Genomic DNA, 16288 nt, shown 5'->3' with positions numbered 1-16288 from the left:
CGACGTATGGCAGGAACCGACGACGCGGCCCGCGAACTGTTGCGCGATGCATTCACCCGGTTGATCGAGCATGCCGGAGATGTGTGCAACGGACTCACCGACGAGGTCGCCGACTACCGGCCGACCCCCGAGGCCAACAGCATCGCCTGGCTGCTGTGGCACAGCGCGCGGGTCCAGGATCTTCAGCTTGCCGACGTGGCCGGCGTGGAGCAGGTCTGGACCCGCGACGGGTGGGTGGACCGCTTCAATCTGGACCTGCCGCGCAACGACACCGGCTACGGCCACGGCGCCGACGAGGTGGCCAAGGTCCGCGCACCGGTCGACCTGCTGCTGGGCTACTACCACGCCGTGCACCTGCTCACTGTGGAATACGTCGCGACGGTCACCGCCGATGAACTCGCCCGAATCGTCGACACCCATTGGGATCCGCCGGTCACCGCGAGTGCACGGCTGGTCAGCATCATCGACGACTGTGCTCAGCATCTCGGCCAAGCCGCCTATCTGCGGGGGATCGCCCAGTAGGGTTCCAACCCGTGCGGTTCCTCGTGACGGCGTTGTGCTGGTTGATCGCCACGGCCGGGTTGGCGGTGGCGGTTCCCGCGGCATGGACACAGGCGACCATCGTTGACGAAGACGGCTACGCCGTGCTGGCTGAACAGGCGGCCCGCGACCCGGCGCTGCAGTCCGCGATGGCTTCTGAGCTGACCACCCGAGCAATGACACTGATCAACGAACGCGGCGGGCGCCCTGTCGACGGAGCAACGGTGCACGATGTGGCGGCCGCATTCACCGCAGGTTCCTCCTTTCCGCCGTTGTTCGCCCAGGTGAATCGCGCCGCGCACGGCTGGTTGTTCAGCGCGCCGCAGCCCGGGGGCAACGAGCAGTGGGTGGTCGACGTTGCGCCGATGCTCAAGGACACCGCGATTCAGCAGCAGCTGGCCACCTACAACGTGCAGGTTCCCGCGACGCTGAAGGTCCCGCTGACGGTGCCGGTGGGCCAGCCGCTGCGGCAGGGGCAATTCCACCGCGCCGAGGTGTGGGGGCCGTGGGTCAGTATCGGTGTGGCCGCGCTGACGGCGCTGTTCGCCTTCCTGACGGTGGTTGCCGCGCGCAGCCGTGGCCGGGGACTGACCGCTCTGGGTATCTCGGCGCTGTTGGTGGGCGCGGCCGGCTGGGCGGGCATCGACATCGGCAAGCGCTCACTGAACGAGGCGCTCAATCGGACGACCGGGGACATCCGGCGGATGGCCGATGTGATGGTCGGGCACGCGGAAAGCAGCATGCACCTCTGGCTCAACATCACGCTGCTCACCGGTGTGGGTCTGGTCGCTCTGGGCGTGATCACCGCGATGCTCGGCGGCTTGTTCAGCAGGAAGTCTCAGCGCAGCGGCAGCTGAGCCAGGATGGCGCCGGTCGGTTGCGTCGATCCGGTACCAGGTTCGACGGTGAACGCCAGCGCGGTGGAACTGCCCAGGTTGTCCAGCGTTGCCCTGGTCGACGGGGACACGGCGGCCGTTCCCATGGTCCCCGCCGACGTGGGGCCGTTGGCGCCCAGCAGCCACATCTGATAGACGGTGCCGGGGGAGGGTGGCGGCACGTTGTTCATCACCAGCACACCGGCGTTGCGGTCACGCGAGAACACCACGGTGGCCGTCCCGGCGCCCAGCGGGCCGGAGACGGTGCGAACATCGGGAGCCGTCAGCACCTGTTCGGCGACCGTCTGCGTCGGTGACGGCCGCATGACCACCCCGAGGCCGAAGGCGCCCAGTCCCACAGCCACCGCCGCCGCAGCGGCGAAAACCGCTGTGCGCCAACGGGAACGGCCCAGCGGCGTGGCCGGCGGCGCGGTCAGGGCGAGCACCGCCGAGCGCAGCTCGCCGGGTGGTTCGGCGGTACTGGTCGCCGACAGCAGCGCCATCGTCTCTCGGACGGCGCGCACTTCCTCGTGGAAGGCGGCGGCCACCGGGGTCGGCGCGGCGGCGACCCGCCGGTCGATGTCGGCACGCTCGGCGTCGGACATGGCGTGCAGCGCGTACGGGGTCGCCAGTTCAAGTAGGTCGAAATCGGTCGGCTCGTTCACAAGCGGCGCTCCTCAGCATCGCTTCGTCTTCCCGGGAGGTGCCCCCTCTGCGTCGTCGGCGCGGTCATGGCACATCCAGGCAGTTGCGCAGGCCGCGCAGCGCATCGCGCATTCGCGACTTGACGGTCGACAGGTTCGCGGCCAATCGCTGCGACACCTCGGCGTAGGTGAGTCCGCCATAGTAGGCCAGCTCGATGCACTGCCGCTGCGTATCGGTCAGTCCCTCCAGGCATTGCGCCACCCGACGGCGTTCGTCGCCGGCGATCGCCGTATCCGCGACCACATCGGTGGCCGGCTCCAGATTGGCTACGCCGTAGCGTGATTCGCGCACAGTGCCCGCCTGCTCGCTGCGCACCCGGTCGATCGCGCGCCGGTGAGTCATGGTCAGCAGCCAGGCCAGCGCGGACCCTTTGGTGGAGTCGAAGTCCGAGGCCGTCCGCCACACCTCGAGATAAATCTCCTGGGTGGTCTCTTCGCTGTACCCGGCGTCCCGCAACACCCTGCTCACCAGGCCATACACCCGGGTTTTCGTCTGGTCGTAGAACGCAGCGAAGGCAGCGTTGTCCCCCCGTGCGACCCGGCGCAACAAGGCGTCCAGGTCGCTGCTGGGCTGCAGCGGTCCGGTCATCGATCGGTAGCCTAACGCCAGCAACGGCCCTGCCCGCTATGCCGGTCATGACTGACGCACCATTCTGGGTGGCCGGGGAACGAAATAAGCAGTCCGCTTTTGGTATTCGGCGAACCCCGGACGCCCCTTCATGTATTTCTCGGTCAGCCGGGCCCCACTCACGTCCACCAGGAAATACGTCATCACCAACGGCGACACCGCGGTGGCCAGCGGAACCCATCCGGTGACCGTGATCAGCCACAATCCCCACCACACGCAGGCATCGCCGAAATAGTTGGGATGCCGCGTCCACGACCACAGACCGCGGTCCATGATGAGCCCGCGGTGAGCCGGGTCGGATTTGAAGTCGCGCAGTTGCCGGTCCCCGAGCGCTTCGAAGAGGAATCCGAGGAGCCAGACCGCCACACCCGCTGCGGTGACGGCCAGCAACGGGGTGGGCGTGGGGCCGGTGACTGCCGACAGCTGCAGCGGGAAGGAGATGAACAGCGTCAGAAAGCCCTGCAGCAGAAAGACCTTGCGCACCACCTGGCCCACCGAAGCGCCCCGCAGCAGGTCGGCGTAGCGGCGATCCTCGCCGTGCCCGGCGGTCTTGCGGTGGATGTGCCAGCTCAGCCGTAGACCCCAGATCGACACCAGCGCCAACAGCAGCCAACGCCGGGTCGGATCCCCGTGGCCGACCAGCCCCGCCACCGCCGCCACCACGACGAAGCCGATGCCCCATGCGACGTCGACGACGTTGTATCGGCCGACCTTGCGGCCGATGGCGAAGGTGACCGAATGAACCACGGCCACCGCCAGGGTGCAGGCACCGGTCACCGCCAGGATGTCGCTCTCGCTCACCGCAGCCCCCTCCGCTCGAACGTCCACTGGTAGCCGTCCAGGAACCCCGCTTCGGAGTACGCCAGATACAGCTCCCACATGCGTTCGAACACCTCGTCGAATCCCAAGCGTGCCAACTCGTTACGACGCTGTCCGAAGCGCTCGCGCCACAGCCGCAGCGTCTCGGCGTAACGCCGCCGCAGCGAGACCACGTCGACGGAGCACAAGCTCGTGTGGCGCTCGGGGATCTCGACGATGGCCGCGACAGACGGCAACAGTCCGCCAGGGAAAATGTACTGCTGAATCCAGGTGTGTGTGGTGCGAGTGGCCGGAATCGCCGGCCCGCGACTGGAATCGATTGCCGCGAAGGGCTTTTCGATACTCTGAACAGTCATCGCGCGACCGCCGGGACTCGTCGTAACCGCGGTCTGATCCCCTGAGCCCGGAGCCGTGCGGCCACCGCCAGCGGAGCCAGCGGAGACAGGACCTGAAGAGCCGTTAGCTTCCCGCTCGTCGCAGGGAGCCGCTCGCCGCGCAGGGTGGCGGTGAAGGTCGGCCGGCGCTGCCGCAGCAGCGACACCATGACGTCGACCTCGTGCTCGGGCGACGGGGCCAGCACCAGATAGTGCCCGTCGGCCGGGTTGAGCGGAGACACGTAGAACTGCTCGCTGACCAGCACCGGCGTATCGGCCGGCGGGAGCAGATAGGCATGGCCTTCGCCGTCGGTGTTGTGCACTTCGGCGACCACGTGGCACAGCCGGCCATCACGGTCGTGGCACCAGAAGATGCTCAGCGGGTTGAAGACGTAACCGAGAACGCGTGCCTGCAGCAGCGCTGTGATCCGGCCGTCCGGCATGGCGGTCTGATGCTCGGCGAAGAAGGCCTCCAGCCGCCGGCGTAACGACGTGTCCGCGGCGGCGCCGGTTCCCGCCAGATGGTCGGCGGCGTCGAACCGTGCGAAAGGCCGCAGCCACCAGGGCACCGCGGGGAGCTGATCGATGTCCACATACCAGCTGTAGCTGCGGTACTGGAACGAGTGCTGCGCCGGAACCTGCCGGTTGTGACTGATCGTGGTGCGGTAGATCGCGGGGGTCAGCATGCCAGGACCGCTTCCCGGTCGGGCGCCGCGGGCCAGTCCGCGCCCAGCCGCTGGGCGGCCCGCACCCCGGAGGCGGCACCGTCCTCGTGGAACCCCCACCCGTGGTAGGCGCCGGCGAATACCACCCGGTCGTCGTCCAGAGTTGGTAGAAGTCGTTGTGCAGCAACGGATTCTGGGGTGTACAACGGGTGGCTGTAGGTCATCTCGGCGAGCACCGCCGACGGGTCCACCCGATCCCGGCCGCCGAGAGTGACCAGAAAGCGGCGGGTTCCGTTGAGCCGCATCAACCGGCTGACGTCGTAGCTGACGACGACCTGCTCGTGACCGGGTGTCACCAGGTAGTTCCAGGACGCGCGGGCGCGGCGGTGCCGCGGCAGCACCGATTCATCGGTGTGCAGCAGGGCACGGTTGGTCGAGTAGGGGATCGCTCCCAGGACGGCGCGCTCCCACGGTGTCGGATCGTCGAGCAACAGCAGCGCCTGATCGGGATGGACGGCGACGACGGCCGCGTCGAAGCGCCGCGGCGGACGGTCACCGGCCTGGACCAGCACGCCGTCCGGCAGCCGTTGCAGCAGACGTACCGGGGTTCCGGTCGAGACTTCGTCCAGGCGGGCCGCGATGGCCTGCACGTAGGTGGCCGAACCGCCGGTCACGGTGCGCCAGGCCGGCGATCCGAAAACCGACAGCATGCCCTGGTGGTCGAGGAAGGCGAACAGGTAGCGGGCGGGATAGCGCAATGCGTCGTCACCGGTGCACGACCACACCGCGGCCACCAACGGGGTGATGAAGTGGTCGACGAAATAAGCCGAGAACCGGTGCAGTCGCAGGAACCCGTCGAGCGTTTCCAGTTCGTCGCCGGCAGGCTCGTCGCGCAGCAGTCGGGTCGCCGCCCGGTGAAAGCGCAGAATCTCGGCCAGCATCAGCAGATACCGGGGGCGCAGGGACTGCGCACACGCGAAAAGTCCCCGAAGGCCCAGGGCCGCGGCGTATTCGAGGTCGTCGGCACGCACGGACATCGATATGTCCGACTCCTGCGTGGCGATCCCGAGTTCGCCGAACAGCCGGCACAACGTGGGATAGGTCCGCTCGTTGTACACCAGGAAGCCGGAGTCGACCGCGGTCAACCGGCCGTGGCCGTCATCGACGAAGTGGGTGTGCGCGTGGCCGCCGAGGCGGGTGTCGGCCTCGTACAGCGTGACGCGGTCGCGGGCGGACAGCAGGTAGGCGGCCGTCAACCCGGCGACCCCACTGCCGATGACCGCTACCGATCGTCCATCTGGTGGCTGCACACCTAGTATTCGGAGCCCCGCCGCGCTCGGATGGAGGTGCGCGGACGGGTTAGCGCTCGGCGGTCAACGCCGGTGACCTCTCGGTGACCGGCTCCTCGCGGGGGAGTCTGGGGCTACGGGCGGGGCGGGACCGCACCCGGATGGGCCACCAGAACCAGCGGCCCAGCAGCGCCGCGATCGAGGGCGTCATGAAGGCCCGCACGATCAGCGTGTCGAACAGCAGACCCAGGCCGATGGTGGTGCCCACCTGCCCGATCATCCGGGCGTCGCCGATGATCATGGACGCCATCGTGAACGCGAAGACCAGCCCCGCATTGGTCACGACTTTGCCGGTGCCGCCCATCGAACGAATGATCCCGGTATTGAGGCCGGCATGAATCTCCTGTTTGAAACGCGAGACCAGCAACAGGTTGTAGTCCGACCCCACGGCGAGCAGCACGATCACCGACATCGCCAGCACCAGCCAGTGCAGCGGTATGCCGAAGATGTGTTGCCACACCAGCACCGAGAGACCGAAGGAGGCGCCCAGCGAGAGCGCGACGGTGCCGACGATCACCGCGGCCGCCACGAAGGCCCTGGTCAGAATCAGCATGATGATGAAGATCAGGCACAGCGACGAGATCCCGGCGATCACCAGGTCCCACTTGGCGCCTTCGGAGATGTCCTTGACGACGGCACCCATTCCGGCGACGTAGATCTTCGAGTCTTCCAGGGGGGTGCCCTTGAGCGATTCCTCTGCGGCCGTCTGGATCTTGTCGATGCTCGCGATGCCCTCCGCCGAGGCGGGGTCACCCCGATGCAGGATGATGAACCGCGCCGCGTGCCCGTCGGCGGACAGGAAGTTCTTCATGGCGCGCTTGAAGTCGGCGTTCTTGAACACTTCCGGGGGCAGATAGAACGAGTCGTCGTTCTTCGCGGCGTCGAACGCATGGCCCATCGCCGTCGCGTTGTCGCTCATCTCGTCCATCTGGTCGAAGATCCCCGACATGGTGCTGTGCATGGTCAGGATCATCGTTCGCATGCTGACCATGGTGTCGATCATCGGGGGGAACGTGGCGATCATCTGCGGCATCAGCACGTCGAGCTGTTTGATGTCGCCGACCAGAACGTCCAGCTTCTCGTCGATCTGGTCGATGCCGTCGAGGGCGTCGAAGACCGACCGCAACGACCAGCAGGCCGGGATGTCGTAGCAGTGCTTTTCCCAGTAGAAATATGATCGGATCGGCCGCAAGAAATCGTCGAAGTTGGCGAGTTTGTCGCGCAACTCCCGGGTGATCTGCTGCATCTCTTCGGTGTCGCCGACCATCTTGTGGGTGACCCCGGTCAGCTGGGTCATCAGGCCGTACATCCGCTGCATCAGGGCGATGGTCTTGCTCATCTCATCGGCCTGCTTGAGCATGTCGTTCATCCGGTCGCGCTGGTACTTAACGGCCTGCATCTGACCGGCGTTCTGCATGCTCATCTGGAACGGTATCGACGTGTGGTCCATCGGGGTGCCGTCCGGCCTGGTGATGGCCTGCACACGCGATATCCCGGGCACCCGGAAAATGCCCTTGGCCAACTTGTCCAGAACCAGGAAGTCGGCCGGATTCCGCATGTCGTGATCGGACTCGATCATCAGGATCTCCGGCTTCATCCGAGCCTGGGAGAAGTGTCGGTCGGCGACGACGAAGCCCTGGTTGGCCGGGATGAAGCTGGGTAGGTAGGCGCGGTCGTCGTAGCTGGGTTTGTAGCCGGGCAGGGTGATCAGGCCGATCAGCGCGATCACGCACGTGACGGCGAGAATCGGCAGTGGCCAGCGCACGACGGCCGTACCGACCCGGCGCCAGCCCCGGACCGAGAGCACCCGCTTGGGGTCGAATACGCCGAACCGGCTGCCGACGACGAGCACGGCCGGACCCAGCGTCAGGGCGACCAGCACCGCGATCAGCATGCCGACCGCGCATGGGATACCCAGCGTCTGGAAGTAGGGCATGCGGGCGAAGCCCAGACACAGCGTCGCGCCTGCGATCGTCAGACCGGATCCCAGAATGACGTGGGCGGTGCCGTGATACATCGTGTAGAACGCGGTTTCCCGATCCTCACCGGCCTGCCGGGCTTCCTGATATCGGCCGATGATGAAGATGCCGTAGTCGGTGCCGGCTGCGATCGCCAGCGAGGTGAGCAGACTGACGGCGAAGGTGGACAGGCTGATGAGCGCGTTGGTCCCGAGTATGGCGACCGCGCCCCGGGCCGCGCTCAGTTCGATACCGACGGTGACCAGCAACAGGATCACCGTGAGGGGCGATCGATAGATGAACATGAGCATGAACAGGATGACCACAACCGTGGTGATCGTGATCTTGGCCATCGATCGGTCGCCGCTGTGCTGCAGGTCTGCGGCCAGGGCCGAGGCCCCGGTGACATAGGCCTTGAGGCCGGGCGGTGGCGGGTTGGCGTCCACGACCTTGCGCACGGCCTCGACGGATTCGTTGGCCAGCGGCTCACCCTGATTGCCGGCGAGGTTCAGCTGGACGGTGACGGCTTTGCCGTCGTTGCTCTGCGCACCCGCCGCGGTCAGGGGATCGCCCCAGAAATCCTGGATGCTCAGCACGTGCTTGTCCGCACGCAGCTTGCGGATCAGATCGTCGTAGTACTTGTGCGCAGCGTCGCCGAGGGGCTGTTCGCTCTCCAGCACGATCATCGCGACGCTGTCGGTCTCGCCTTCCTTGAAGACGTGACTGATCCGCTTGAGGGCGACGAACGACGGGGCGTCCTTGGGGCTCAGCGACACCGAGCGCTGCTGCCCGACTACTTCCAATGACGGAACAAGCAGGCTCACCCCGACGACGACCAGCACCCAGAACAGGATGATCGGCACCGCGAAGGCGTGGATCATCCGCGGGATGAAGGGGCGGTGGAGAGGCGTCTCGACGGCAGGCCCGCCCGGGCGGTCGTCGGCTCGGTAGTCCAAGGTAGTACTCACGCGGACTTGACCAGGCAGAAGGTAAAGGCGTTGACCTCGTTGGAGATTCGCTCCGACTTGACCTCGTCGTCGATCAGGATTCGGCAGCCGATGCTGTCGCTGTCACCTTGGGCCATCAGGTTGCCCACCATTGCCGCCTTGGTCGTGCTGATGTGCAGCGACCAGGGCAGCCGCGCGTTGTCCACGCGCTGCGGGTCGGCGTTCACGTCGAAGTAACTGATGTCGGCAATTGTGCCGCTCGGGCCGAATACCTCGTAGGTGATTCGCTTGGGGTTGAACGGTTCTGGGTTCTTCAGGTTGCTGTCCGCGTACGACGCCCGCTTCTCCGAACCGAAGTAGCCATGGACCCGGTTCACGATGAAGGCGGCGGTCACCAACACCGCCACGATCACGAGTGGAATCCACACGCGCGACAGCACCTTGAAAATCTCAGGTCCCTTTCACCGTTGGGCATCGCTCAGGTCGGACGATACCCGCCCTAGGAGACGCTTGCGTCTTCATTCGACCGGTCGCACTGCGCAGCTGGGACAACGCATCGCGAACACAATTAGCCTTACCTAAGTAAAACACGGAGGCGTCGGGGCCGAGGCGGGCTCCTTCCGTTAAGGGGCCGATTCTAAGGCATATCGCGTGCGTAAAACGACGATTTTCCTCCGCAAATCACAGTGTGTGCGTTATCCTCGGCCGGTGGCGCAACTCAGTTTCCGGCGCGCCCGCACCGAAGAGAACAAGCGCCAGCGAGCCGCGGCGCTGGTGGAAGCCGCGCGCTCGATAGCGTCGGAAACCGGTGTCGCGTCAGTGACATTGACGGCGGTGGCCAGCCGCGCGGGCATCCACTATTCGGCGGTGCGCCGGTACTTCACCTCCCACAAGGAGGTGCTGCTGCATCTGGCCGCCGAAGGTTGGGTGCGGTGGTCGGGCAGGGTGTGCGAGAGCTTGGCTGCGTCCGGACCGATGACCGCCGAGCGGGTGGCCGAAACACTGGCCGACGGCCTCGCCGCTGACCCGCTTTTCTGCGACCTGCTGGCCAACCTGCACCTTCATCTCGAACACGAAGTCGAGATCGAACGGGTCATCGAGATTCGGCGAACCATTTCCGCCGCAGCGATCGCGCTCGCCGACGCGATCGAGCAGGCGCTGCCGGAGCTCGGCCGGTCGGGCGCTTTCGACATCCTCATCGCGGCCTACTCGCTGGCCGCGGCGTTCTGGCAGATCTCAAATCCGCCGGAGCGGATCTCGGACGTCTACAAGGAAGATCCCGAGGTGCTGCCGGCCGAATGGAACATGGACTTCGGGTCTGCCCTCACCCGCGTGCTCACCGCAACCTGCATCGGCTCGCTTCCGGGGTCCCGATGAACCCGATGACAAGCCCGCCTGCCGAGACTTCCTACAGTTTGTGGATTAGGTTAGAGAGGCTAAGTTGACATACAGGCTAATTGGTTGGCGGCTCTCGTCACTGGTTAGGACGCGCCCATGACGACGACTGAGCCAAGGACCGAACCGTTGACGACCCCGGATTCTGCTGGCGGCGAAGGCAAGACGGCGACTCGCCCACGGGCCAAGCGCAAAGGTCTGATGAGCGTAGCCAGCCGGTTCTGGCTCATCCTCACCGTGCTGGCCGTCGTCGCGCTGTCGGGGTTCGCGGTCTACCGGTTGCACGGGATCTTCGGTGTTCACAGCGGTTCGTTCGGTGGCGGCTCCTCCGGTGACGTCATCGATCAGTTCAATCCCAAGACCATCACCCTCGAGGTCTGGGGTTCGCCCGGCAGCACCGCGACTATCACGTATCTCGATGAGAACTCCCATCCGCAGCAGGCTCTGAATGTGCCCCTACCGTGGAAGACGGAATTGAAGTCAACGAAACCCGGGATCCCGGCCAACCTGATGGCGCAAGGCAACGGCAGCTGGATCGCCTGCCGGTTCCTCGTCAACAACAACGACGGCAAGGGTGACATCGTCAAGGCGCCGAATCAGTCGCCCCCCAGCGAGACCGTCAACGCCTTCGTCTACTGCCTGGACAAGTCCGCATGAGCGAGACCACCGAGGCTCCGCCGCCGCGCGTCGACCAGCCGCTGATCCCGCCGTTCCTACCGCGGATGATCCATCGGCTGGCACTGCCCATTGTGCTGGTGTGGCTGGGCATAGTCGTGGTGACCAATACCGTTGCGCCGCAGCTGGAGGCCGTCGCCAAGACCCATTCGGTGTCGCAGAGCCCCACCGATGCGGCGTCGTTCCAGTCGATGATGCGGGTCGGTAAGACGTTCAAGGAGTTCGATTCCGACAGCTCGGCGATGATCGTGCTGGAGGGCGACAAACCGCTGGGGGCCGAGGCGCACCGCTACTACGACGAGATCGTCCGGCGAATCCAGGAAGACACGAAACACGTTCAGCACGTGCAGGACTTCTGGAGCGATCCCTTGACCGCCGCGGGGTCCCAGAGCCACGACCAGAAGGCCGCCTACGTTCAGGTCTACCTCGCCGGCAACATGGGCGGTGGCCTGTCCGCTGAGTCCGCCGACGCGGTCCGCAAGATCGTGAACTCGGTGCCGGCCCCGCAGGGCATCAAGGCTTACGTCACCGGCGCGGGTCCGCTGTTCGCCGACCAGTCCCACGCCGGCGAGAAAGGCGTCGCGATCGTCACCCTGGTCACGATCCTGGTGATCTTCGTGATGCTGCTCTTCGTCTACCGCTCGCTCATCACCGTCCTGGCCGTGTTGTTCATGGTCTTCGTCGAACTGTTGGCAGCCCGCGGCGTGGTTGCCCTGCTGGCCAACTACGAGATCATCGGACTCTCCACGTTCGCCAACAACCTGCTGGTGTTGATGGCGATCGCTGCCGGTACGGACTACGCGATTTTCGTGGTCGGCCGCTACCACGAGGCCCGTGGCTTGGGGGAGACTCGCGAACAAGCCTTCTACACCATGTTCCACAGCACCGCGCACGTCGTGCTCGGGTCGGGCCTGACCATCGCCGGCGCGATGTACTGCCTGAGCTTCTGCCGATTGCCGTATTTCGAGTCACTTGGCGCACCGTGTGCCATCGGCATGTTGGTGGCCGTGCTCGCGGCCTTGACGCTGGGGCCTGCGGTACTCACCGTGGCGTCGTTCTTCAAACTTCTCGATCCGAAGCGAAAGCTGCAGACTCGGGGCTGGCGCCGCATCGGCACCGCGATCGTCCGTTGGCCCGCACCGGTTTTCGCGGTCACGATCGCGGTTGCCCTGGTCGGTCTGATCGCTCTGCCGGGCTACAAGACGGACTACGACACCCGTCACTTCCTGCCCGAGGACACCCCCGCCAACATCGGTTACGCGGCCGCCGACCGGCACTTCAACCAGGCTCGGCTCAATCCTGAGTTGTTGATGATCGAGACCGATCACGACCTGCGTAACTCGGCCGACTTCCTGGTGCTGGACAAGGTCGCCAAGGCGGTCTTTCACATCCCCGGCATCGGCCGGGTGCAGACCATTACCCGGCCATTGGGCACGCCACTCGACCACAGCACCCTCGGTTTTCAGATTGGCGCCCAGGCCGCCGGGCGGCAGCAGACCGAACACTTCCAGGATGAGCAGGCCAAGAACCTGCTGAACCAAGCGGGCGAATTGCGCAAGACGATGGCCACGCTGCGTGAGCAGATGCAGGTCACCCAGGACCTCAGCAACACGACGCACGAAACCACCAAGCTCACCAAGGAAACGGTGAAGATCACCGAGGCGCTGCGCGACGATATCGCCACCTTCGATGACTTCTTCCGACCGATCCGCAGCTACTTCTATTGGGAGAAGCACTGTTTCGACATCCCAATCTGCTGGGCGCTGCGGTCCATCTTCAATGCGCTCGACGGCATCGACCAAGTGGCGCAGAACATCCTGGCCCTAAGCCAGAACCTGGACAGGCTGGATGCGATTCAGCCCAAGCTCGTCGCGTTGATACCCCCGCAGATCGAAAGCCAGCAGCGCAATCTCGACACCATCATGTCGAACTATGCGACGACGACGGGTCTCAACGACCAGGCCAGGGCGCAGGCCGATAACGCCACCGCCGAGGGGGACGCGTTCGACAGGGCGAAGAACGACGACACGTTCTACCTTCCGCCGGAAGCGTTCCAGAGCCCGGATTTCGCGCGGGGTCTCAAACAGTTCATCTCACCGGACGGGCACGCGGTCCGGTTGATCATCTCGCATGAAGGCGACCCGGCGTCCCCGGAAGGCATCAACCTCATCGAACCGATCAAGCGGGCCGTGCACGAGGCGATCAAGGGAACACCCTGGGAGGGAGCCAAGGTCTACCTCGGCGGCACCGCGGCGACGTACAAGGACATGCACGATGGTTCGAACATCGACCTGCTGATCGCCGGAATATCTGCTGCCACATTGATTTTCATCATCATGCTGGTGATCACCCGAAGTGTCGTGGCGGCCGTCGTGATCGTCGGCACGGTGCTGTTGTCGCTGGGCGCCTCGTTCGGACTCTCCGTGCTCCTCTGGCAGTACATCCTGGGCATGAAGTTGCACTGGATGGTGCTGGCGATGGCGATCATCCTGCTACTGGCGGTCGGCTCCGACTACAACCTGCTGCTGATATCGCGGTTCAAGGAGGAGATCCATGCCGGTCTCAAGACGGGGACCATCCGCGCGATGGCGGGTTCGGGCTCGGTGGTGACCGCCGCAGGTCTGGTGTTCGCCGCCACCATGGGCACGTTCGCCTTCAGCCCTTTGAAAGTCATGGCCCAGGTGGGTACGACGATCGCACTGGGACTGTTGTTCGACACATTGATCGTGCGATCGTTCATGACGCCGTCGCTGGCCACCCTGCTCGGGCGGTGGTTCTGGTGGCCGCAGCACGTGCGCCCACGGCCGGCCAGCACCATGCTACGACCCTACGGACCTCGTCCGGCGGTGCGTGAACTCATCGGCAGCGACGTGGACGAACAACCAGCGGCCGGAGTGGTGACACGGCGTTAGCGCGGCTGGCGCAGGGCGCTGGTGAGGGTGTGTTTTCTAGAGCGCGACGACGTCGCGCATGATGTCGCTCAACTCCGAGACCGGGGCCCCGCACGTCAGGCAGTAGGCACCCGATGAGCGTCTGAGCTGGCCCACCTGCACCAGGATCTCGGCCTCCGCGCGCCACAGGCACGCTATGCAGACGATCTCGACGATGTTTCCGAACGGGTCGACGTGGGGGTGATTGCATTCATCCACCGCGTGCCGGTGGACGATGTGAGTTGCCCGGTTGGTGCAGCCGGCTTCGAATTGACAGGTGATGGTCTGCCAGTCCAGGGCCGCGAGCGTGCCAGGGATGCCATTGCCAGTCGTTTGGCTCATGCGATGTCCTCCAGCTTCCGGAACTCAGTCACAACCATCACTCGCAGATCGAGCCGATGTCTGGCTGGCCGGAGGTCCATTATGGGTTCGTTTGACCCGCCGCGGCAAGGGCCCGGACGATGATTTATGCATGGACGGGCGGTTGCAACGCTCCGCCGAAACCGTACTTTCGGTGCCACCTAGCGCTAGCCCGCAGGTCATCGGGTCGGAAGAGCCCCGGGAACGGCCTCTGAACGGATGAAATTTCCGCTTCTCAATCTCAGGACAGAATCAAAAAAATCTGCTAGCGGATCCCGTGGGAAGGGTCCGGAACGGGCCTCGGCTCGCTCGGTCTCAAGGCGCCCCTAGGGCTGGTTGACGCAGAACGCCACGCACAGTGCGGAGACCGGAATGGAGACCCATTGCAACTGGCCGTCCGCCTGGCGCTCACAGTAGATGGGGCCGGGCTTACCCCAGACCTTCGCGCCCTCCGGTGAGCATTGTTTGCCGAGATCGGTATCGGCGTGCGCGGGACTACTGCTGAACGCGATCGCGAGGGGAGCGACCGCCGTCATCATCGCTGCGGCGATGAGCTTGCGTGCGCGCACGTTGCTTACGCCCAGTTCCAGACCGACATGTCGCCGGCCGGGTAGCCGTTGCAGGCGTCGGTGCCCTTGGCGACCACGCCCTTGTTGTTGAAGAAGATCTTCATGTGATTGACCCAGGCGAACGTCAGCGGGTCGCCGTTGTAGAAGTTCTCCGAGTAGTCCCTGCGTTCCGCCGGTGACAGCGAGAAGAACCAGTGCGCCTTGTTGATCGTCGCTTCCTGCAGGTTCGCATGGTTGTTGAAGTCGATCATGTACCGCTCGTAGTACACCGGGCTGGTATCCCGCACGGCCGCCAGATACTGCTCAGCGTCGCAGGTGGTCGCGATCATCCGGCGAGGGATCGGAAAATCCTCCGTGGAATCGGCCTTGGCTACCGGAATGACCGCCGTCGGGAAGGCCACCGCGGCGATCGCGAGAGCAAGGAGAAAAGCGCCTGCACGCAGGCCGTTACTCAGCCGAGACATCATGATTTCGTAACACTTTCGTGGTTTCAAAAATTTCCGACGGCGATTTCCTAATCGATTTCCTAGTCGATCTTACTACCCTTCGCGATCAGGAACTATCACGTGTGACGGGTTCGGCCTCAGATCGGGGGGAGCCTGGCTGTAGTCGCCGAACGGGCCGTCCCGGCGCTCCACCGCAGCCCGCACACCCTGCGTCTCGGCGGTGCGGATGAAGTCCAGCGCGTCGGGGGTGTTGCGCATCAGGCCGTCGAGAATGCCGCCCAGCAACTGGGTGGAAGCCAGGCCCATGTTCTCGTAGGCCTGATTGACGATCAGCTTCTGTGCCCGCAGCTGCGACAACGGGATCTGCGCCAGCTCCGCCGCGACCTCGGCGACCCGGGCCTCCAGCCGTTCGAACGGGACCGCCTCGTTGATCAGTTCCACCTCGGCGGCCTGTACGCCGGTCAGCGGCCGACCGGTCAGCGCATGCCATTTCACCTTGGCCAAACTCAGCCGGTACAGCCACATGCCGGTCAAGTAGGCGCCCCACATCCTGCTGTACGGGGTGCCGATCACCGCGTCCTCGCTGGCGATCACGATGTCGGCGCACAGGGCGTAGTCGCTGGCCCCGCCGACGCACCAGCCGTGCACCTGCGCGATCACCGGTTTCGAAGCCCGCCAGATGGCCATGAACTTCTGCGTCGGCGCGGTCTCGCGCGCGCTGACCATGGCGAAATCCTTTCCCGGATCCCACTGGCCGTCGGTCATCATGCCCTCGCCCCAGTGTTGGAAGCCTCCGCCGAAGTCAAAACCGCCGGAGAAGGCCCGTCCGGCGCCGCGCAGCACGATGACCTTGATGTCGTGGTCACGTTCGGCCAGGCCGATGGCGGCCTCGATCTCGTCGGGCATCGGCGGGACGATCGTGTTCAGCTGCTCGGGTCGATTGAGGGTGATCGTGGCCACCGGACCCTTGCTCGAGTACAGCAGCGTTTCGAATTCGGGCTCCCGAGACGGCATGACAGAAGGCATGAACAGAAGCGAAGCCGCGCGGATTTAT

Annotated in this window: 17 protein-coding genes; 5 read left to right on the top strand and 12 right to left on the bottom strand. The window is 65.1% G+C overall.

What is annotated here, in order from left to right; translation table 11 throughout:
• The first annotated feature begins 6 nt into the window (after positions 1-6).
• Positions 7-522 carry a mycothiol transferase gene (locus QXH22_RS09835; RefSeq protein WP_306242650.1) on the top strand — a complete coding sequence of 172 codons (516 nt, stop codon included), beginning with the start codon at positions 7-9 and terminating at the stop codon, positions 520-522.
• A gap of 11 nt (positions 523-533) precedes the next feature.
• Positions 534-1397 carry a hypothetical protein gene (locus QXH22_RS09830; RefSeq protein ID WP_306242648.1) on the top strand — a complete coding sequence of 288 codons (864 nt, stop codon included), beginning with the start codon at positions 534-536 and terminating at the stop codon, positions 1395-1397.
• On the opposite strand, the gene QXH22_RS09825 is transcribed toward QXH22_RS09830, so the two are convergent.
• The 8 genes from QXH22_RS09825 to QXH22_RS09790 form a co-directional block, all read right to left on the bottom strand.
• Positions 1379-2080 (bottom strand): anti-sigma factor, encoded by a 702-nt coding sequence (locus tag QXH22_RS09825; RefSeq protein WP_306242645.1) that lies wholly within the window; start codon positions 2078-2080, stop codon positions 1379-1381. The genes QXH22_RS09830 and QXH22_RS09825 overlap by 19 nt on opposite strands.
• 64 nt (positions 2081-2144) lie before the next feature.
• Positions 2145-2708 (bottom strand): sigma-70 family RNA polymerase sigma factor, encoded by a 564-nt coding sequence (locus QXH22_RS09820; protein ID WP_306242643.1) that lies wholly within the window; start codon positions 2706-2708, stop codon positions 2145-2147.
• Positions 2709-2753: 45 nt separating this feature from the next.
• The gene (locus QXH22_RS09815; protein ID WP_306244465.1) at positions 2754-3524 is read right to left on the bottom strand and encodes a DUF1295 domain-containing protein; all 771 of its coding nucleotides are present in this window, start codon (positions 3522-3524) and stop codon (positions 2754-2756) included.
• Between the two features lie 20 nt (positions 3525-3544).
• Positions 3545-3922, bottom strand: coding sequence for a class I SAM-dependent methyltransferase (locus QXH22_RS09810; RefSeq protein ID WP_371934177.1), 378 nt, complete (start codon positions 3920-3922; stop codon positions 3545-3547).
• Entirely contained in the window at positions 3919-4626 is a 708-nt protein-coding gene (locus QXH22_RS09805; RefSeq protein ID WP_306242642.1) for a DUF1365 domain-containing protein, read from the bottom strand. The genes QXH22_RS09810 and QXH22_RS09805 overlap by 4 nt, the downstream gene beginning before the upstream one ends.
• Positions 4620-5915, bottom strand: a complete 1296-nt coding sequence (locus tag QXH22_RS09800) for an NAD(P)/FAD-dependent oxidoreductase (protein ID WP_306275461.1) — start codon at positions 5913-5915, stop codon at positions 4620-4622. Before QXH22_RS09800 ends, QXH22_RS09805 begins: the two co-directional genes overlap by 7 nt.
• A gap of 49 nt (positions 5916-5964) precedes the next feature.
• Positions 5965-8793 carry an RND family transporter gene (locus QXH22_RS09795; protein WP_306276004.1) on the bottom strand — a complete coding sequence of 943 codons (2829 nt, stop codon included), beginning with the start codon at positions 8791-8793 and terminating at the stop codon, positions 5965-5967.
• An 83-nt stretch (positions 8794-8876) separates the two neighbouring features.
• Positions 8877-9299, bottom strand: a complete 423-nt coding sequence (locus QXH22_RS09790; RefSeq protein WP_306275460.1) for an MmpS family protein — start codon at positions 9297-9299, stop codon at positions 8877-8879.
• Between the two features lie 250 nt (positions 9300-9549).
• Here QXH22_RS09790 and QXH22_RS09785 point away from each other — a divergent pair, with 250 nt between their 5' ends.
• The 3 genes from QXH22_RS09785 (at position 9550) to QXH22_RS09775 (ending at position 13841) form a co-directional block, all read left to right on the top strand.
• Positions 9550-10236 carry a TetR family transcriptional regulator gene (locus QXH22_RS09785; RefSeq protein ID WP_306275459.1) on the top strand — a complete coding sequence of 229 codons (687 nt, stop codon included), beginning with the start codon at positions 9550-9552 and terminating at the stop codon, positions 10234-10236.
• Positions 10237-10353: 117 nt separating this feature from the next.
• Positions 10354-10911 carry an MmpS family transport accessory protein gene (locus tag QXH22_RS09780; protein ID WP_306242633.1) on the top strand — a complete coding sequence of 186 codons (558 nt, stop codon included), beginning with the start codon at positions 10354-10356 and terminating at the stop codon, positions 10909-10911.
• Entirely contained in the window at positions 10908-13841 is a 2934-nt protein-coding gene (locus tag QXH22_RS09775; RefSeq protein WP_306275458.1) for an RND family transporter, read from the top strand. Before QXH22_RS09780 ends, QXH22_RS09775 begins: the two co-directional genes overlap by 4 nt.
• 36 nt (positions 13842-13877) lie before the next feature.
• Here QXH22_RS09775 and QXH22_RS09770 read toward each other — a convergent pair whose 3' ends face one another.
• The 4 genes from QXH22_RS09770 to QXH22_RS09755 all read right to left on the bottom strand — a co-directional run bounded on the left by QXH22_RS09770 (position 13878) and on the right by QXH22_RS09755 (position 16248).
• A complete protein-coding gene (locus QXH22_RS09770) occupies positions 13878-14201 on the bottom strand; it encodes a hypothetical protein (protein ID WP_065132712.1) in 324 nt (107 codons plus the stop codon).
• 344 nt (positions 14202-14545) lie between these two features.
• Positions 14546-14758: a hypothetical protein gene (locus QXH22_RS09765; protein WP_371934215.1), complete on the bottom strand. Its 213-nt coding sequence runs from the start codon at positions 14756-14758 to the stop codon at positions 14546-14548.
• Positions 14759-14793: 35 nt separating this feature from the next.
• Positions 14794-15252: a DUF5078 domain-containing protein gene (locus QXH22_RS09760; protein WP_306275457.1), complete on the bottom strand. Its 459-nt coding sequence runs from the start codon at positions 15250-15252 to the stop codon at positions 14794-14796.
• Between the two features lie 75 nt (positions 15253-15327).
• On the bottom strand, positions 15328-16248 hold the full coding sequence (locus QXH22_RS09755) for a crotonase/enoyl-CoA hydratase family protein (protein WP_306244460.1): 921 nt from the start codon (positions 16246-16248) through the stop codon (positions 15328-15330).
• Between the last annotated feature and the right edge of the window lie 40 nt (positions 16249-16288).

The organism is Mycobacterium sp. TY814 (genome assembly GCF_030755175.1).
Lineage (GTDB): Bacteria > Actinomycetota > Actinomycetes > Mycobacteriales > Mycobacteriaceae > Mycobacterium.
This window is presented reverse-complemented; position numbering and strand designations above follow the sequence as displayed.

Bases quoted from the DNA above. Each gene is read 5' to 3' on its own strand.
- QXH22_RS09835 (WP_306242650.1), top strand. From the start codon at position 7: ATGGCAGGAACCGACGACGCGGCCCGCGAACTGTTGCGCGATGCATTC.
- QXH22_RS09820 (WP_306242643.1), bottom strand. From the start codon at position 2,708: ATGACCGGACCGCTGCAGCCCAGCAGCGACCTGGACGCCTTGTTGCGC.
- QXH22_RS09810 (WP_371934177.1), bottom strand. From the start codon at position 3,922: ATGACTGTTCAGAGTATCGAAAAGCCCTTCGCGGCAATCGATTCCAGT.
- QXH22_RS09805 (WP_306242642.1), bottom strand. From the start codon at position 4,626: ATGCTGACCCCCGCGATCTACCGCACCACGATCAGTCACAACCGGCAG.
- QXH22_RS09795 (WP_306276004.1), bottom strand. From the start codon at position 8,793: ATGATCCACGCCTTCGCGGTGCCGATCATCCTGTTCTGGGTGCTGGTC.
- QXH22_RS09780 (WP_306242633.1), top strand. From the start codon at position 10,354: ATGACGACGACTGAGCCAAGGACCGAACCGTTGACGACCCCGGATTCT.
- QXH22_RS09775 (WP_306275458.1), top strand. From the start codon at position 10,908: ATGAGCGAGACCACCGAGGCTCCGCCGCCGCGCGTCGACCAGCCGCTG.
- QXH22_RS09770 (WP_065132712.1), bottom strand. From the start codon at position 14,201: ATGAGCCAAACGACTGGCAATGGCATCCCTGGCACGCTCGCGGCCCTG.
- QXH22_RS09765 (WP_371934215.1), bottom strand. From the start codon at position 14,758: ATGATGACGGCGGTCGCTCCCCTCGCGATCGCGTTCAGCAGTAGTCCC.
- QXH22_RS09760 (WP_306275457.1), bottom strand. From the start codon at position 15,252: ATGTCTCGGCTGAGTAACGGCCTGCGTGCAGGCGCTTTTCTCCTTGCT.
- QXH22_RS09755 (WP_306244460.1), bottom strand. From the start codon at position 16,248: ATGCCGTCTCGGGAGCCCGAATTCGAAACGCTGCTGTACTCGAGCAAG.